3 protein-coding genes are annotated in these 3457 nt (G+C 78.2%); all 3 read left to right on the top strand.

Annotation, left to right across the window (positions count from 1 at the left end; translation table 11 throughout):
- Positions 1-58 precede the first annotated feature (58 nt).
- The 3 genes from NT8_RS27605 (at position 59) to NT8_RS27615 (ending at position 3402) form a co-directional block, all read left to right on the top strand.
- Entirely contained in the window at positions 59-676 is a 618-nt protein-coding gene (locus NT8_RS27605) for a hypothetical protein (RefSeq protein ID WP_157516002.1), read from the top strand.
- A 35-nt stretch (positions 677-711) separates the two neighbouring features.
- On the top strand, positions 712-1224 hold the full coding sequence (locus NT8_RS27610; RefSeq protein ID WP_067975907.1) for a DUF523 domain-containing protein: 513 nt from the start codon (positions 712-714) through the stop codon (positions 1222-1224).
- Between the two features lie 333 nt (positions 1225-1557).
- Positions 1558-3402 carry a C69 family dipeptidase gene (locus tag NT8_RS27615; RefSeq protein ID WP_067975911.1) on the top strand — a complete coding sequence of 615 codons (1845 nt, stop codon included), beginning with the start codon at positions 1558-1560 and terminating at the stop codon, positions 3400-3402.
- The last annotated feature ends 55 nt before the right edge of the window (positions 3403-3457 follow it).

Here is a 3457-nt window from a genome sequence, read left to right on the forward strand (position 1 = left end):
TGGCGGGCCCCTCGCGCGCGGGTGCCCCCGCCCGGGGGCGGTACTAGAGTGCCGGACCATGGATGCCCGCCGCCGTTCCGTGACCGCCGCCGCCGTCGTGCCCGCCGCGCTCATCGCCGCTGCCGTGTTCGCGCTGGAGTGGGGTGTCCCCGGGTCCCTGGTGCCCGAGGCGGTGCGGGCGGTGGTGACCGTGGGGCTGCTGGCTGCCGTGGTGGGGGTCGGGCTGCGCGGGGTCGACGCCCGCGCGGGGGCGGTGGCCGTGGTGGTGCTGGGGTGGGGCGGGCTGGTGCTGGCGTCCGCTGCGGGCGACACCGCCGCCGCCGTGGTCCGCGCCCAGTCGGCCCGCGACCCCGCGTGGCAGACCTCCGGCCCGCTGCCGGAGGCGGACGGCGCGGACGGCGCGGACGGCTCCGACGGTGTCGCGGTGCCCCTTTACGCCCCCGCGTCCGAGCCCCTCGACTCCGCCGGGACGGATACGGCCGTGGCGGTCCAGGTCGTCGGTGCCGGTTCCGGGGGCCCCGCGTCGGCGCTGCCCTACGGCACCGCCGCCGGGGCGCTGATGTCGGGGTGGCTGGTGGGTGGGGCGGCGTGCTGGAGGTACCTGCGGACCCGCCCGAGGGCGGCGGGGCAGGGGCCGGGCGGTGCGGCGGACGCCGACGCCGGCCCGGGGGAGTGAGACCGGCCGCGCGGCGGCCGGGGAACGGAGGGGCCGTGGAGCGGATCCTGGTCAGCGCCTGCCTGCTCGGGCGGCGGGTGCGCTACGACGGCCGGGCCAAGACCGTGGCGGACGCGGTGGTGGACCGGTGGCGGGCCGAGCGCCGGCTCGTCGTGTTCTGCCCGGAGGTCGCCGGAGGGCTGCCCGTGCCGCGCCCTCCGGCGGAGATCGCGGACGCGGCGGGGGCGCGGGCGGTGCTGGACGGCGCCGCCGCCATCCGCACCCCCGACGGCGGCGACGTCACCCGCTTCTTCGTGGCGGGGGCGCGGGCGGCCGCCGCGACGGCCCGCGCCAACGGGGTGCGGGTGGCGGTGCTGAAGGAGTCGAGCCCGTCCTGCGGGGTGCACCGCGTCTACGACGGGGGGTTCTCCGGTGGGACCGCGCCGGGGCCGGGGGTGACCGCGCGGCTGCTGCTGGACGCGGGGGTGGCGGTCTTCTCCGAGGACGAGATCGCGGCGGCGGACGCCCACCTGCGCGCACTGGAGGCGGGGCGGGCGCCGGGGCGCTGACCGGGCCGCACGCGATGTGCGGGCCCGTCGGGGGTGGCCGGTGTGCTGGACGTCTGGTGACCGGCCGGGTCCGCGTGGTCGGACCGGGCCTGAAGCCCCGCCCGTCCGATGGCGGGTCCCCCCTGGAGCCGGGCGCGGCGCTGGGTCCCGCCGCCGCTCGCGGTGCCCCGACGCGGGGCGGCGCGGGCCGCGCGGGTGTGAACCGCGCGGGTCGGGGGAGGACCTGAGCGGACTTATGGGGTGTTCACGGCGTTTGTCGTTCTCTGCGTTCTATGGGTCCGCGCCCGCCCGCCCGGTCCGCCGCGCAGCGGACCGACGACCCGTGGAGCACCCGTGCCGCACCTCCGCACCGCCGCGACGGCCCTGGGCCTCGCCGCCGCGCTGACCCTCGCGCCGGCCGCGCCGGCCGCCGCCGACCCGGCCCCCGCACCGGCCCCGGCCGCCTCCGGCCCCGCCGCCCCGGCCGACCGGCCCGCCGCCGGCTCCGACAAGAGCATCGCCTTCTACGTCGGCAAGGACCTCACCACCGACGGGTCCGTCCTGCTCGGCGGCTTCGGCCACGAGCCGTCGAGCCACTGGCTGGAGATCGTGGACGCCCAGGAGCACCCCGAGGACGCCACCGTCCGGGTCGGCGCGACCGCCGAGGCCGACATCCCCGGTCGCCTCACCGAGATCCCGCAGGCCGAGCGGACGTTCAAGTACATCACCATGAACTACTCGGAGTTCGCCGGGTTCCCCGCGCCCCTCACCAACGGGGGCCTCAACGAGCACCAGGTCGCCGCCCGCGACGTCTGGTCGGACTCCCGCCCCGAACTCGTGGAGATGACGCCCACCCCCCAGGAGGGCCCCCAGTACAGCGACCTGTCGCGCATCGCGATGGAGCGCGCCACCACCGCCCGCGAGGCCGTGGAGATCGTCGGCGGCCTCATCGACGCGTACGGCTACACCACCTACGGCGGCAACTCCCACCTGTTCGCCGACGCCGAGGAGGGCTGGGTGCTCGTGGAGTACGCCGGCGGCGAGGGGCTGTGGGCGGCCGAGCGCCTCGGCCCCGACGACGTCCGCGTCTCCTACCCCGGCTACATCGCCGACTTCCCGGTCGACCACGCCGACTCGCCCGACCACATGGCCTCGCCCAACCTCATCACCTTCGCCGAGGAGCAGGGCTGGTTCGACCCCGAGGGCGCCGACACCATCGACCTCCAGGAGGTCTACGGCACCCCGTTCCCCGGCCCCCCGGGCGACGACGCGGACGCCCCCTACCGCTACCCGCCGCGGCTGGAGGACGAGCTGCGCGCGATGGCGCCCCTGCGCCTGGAGGACATGCTGCGCATGGTCCGCGACCCCCGCTGGTCCGACGACCGCTCCGGCTACGGCCAGGTCGCCCCGCTCCGCGACGACCTGCCGCACCCCGACCTGGCGACGCTGTGGGTCGCCCCCACCGCCGCGGTGAGCGCCCCCTACATCCCCTGGCACATCGGCGCCGAGGAGGTGCCGCCCGAGTACTCCCAGCACCGCTACCTCACATCCGGGGCGGCCGCCGAGTACATCGACCCCGAGTACGCCCACCTGGAGGCCACCCGCTACCCGGTGCGCACCTTCAAGCGGCTGCTCTACTACACCTGCGAGCACCCCGAGGAGTTCCTCGGCGAGGTCACCCGCGCCCTGGAGGGCTTCGAGGCGCAGACGCTGGCCGACCTGGACGGCGCCGAGGCCGCGGCCCTCGACGCCTACCGGGCGGGCGACGACGCCGCCGGCCGGGCCGCCCTCACCGGCTTCGGCGGCGAGCGGGCCATGGCGGCGCTCGACCTCGGCGACCACCTCGTGGCCGACGTCGAGCGGCGCACCAAGGACGAGTGGGGCATCCGCATGCCCGACACCGCCCCCGAGGCGGGCACCACCGCCCGCTCCGAGAGCGGTGACATGAACCTGGACGGGGAGGGCGTCGTCACCGCCCGCGACCGGGTCAACTGCGACATGGGCGGCGGGTGGGCCGACGGGTCCACCGTCGACCGCCAGGGGACCTACGGCGACCCGGCCGACGTCCCCGACCACCGGTCCGACGGCACCGCCGCCCCCCGCACGCCCGGCTGGGCGTGGGGCCTCGCCGGGGCGGCGGGCGGCCTGCTGGTCGGCGCCGCCGCGCTGGCCTGGCAGCGCCGCCGCGGCGCCGCCTGACCGCCCCGCCCCGCCCCGCCGCGCGCGGCCGGCCCGGCGCCCCCGCCCCGGCCGC

This window comes from Nocardiopsis trehalosi NBRC 14201, assembly GCF_001552555.1.
GTDB classification, from domain to species: Bacteria; Actinomycetota; Actinomycetes; order Streptosporangiales; family Streptosporangiaceae; genus Nocardiopsis_B; species Nocardiopsis_B trehalosi.

Excerpts from the sequence above, each read along its gene's own strand:
- NT8_RS27605 (WP_157516002.1), top strand. The coding sequence starts at position 59 with ATGGATGCCCGCCGCCGTTCCGTGACCGCCGCCGCCGTCGTGCCCGCC.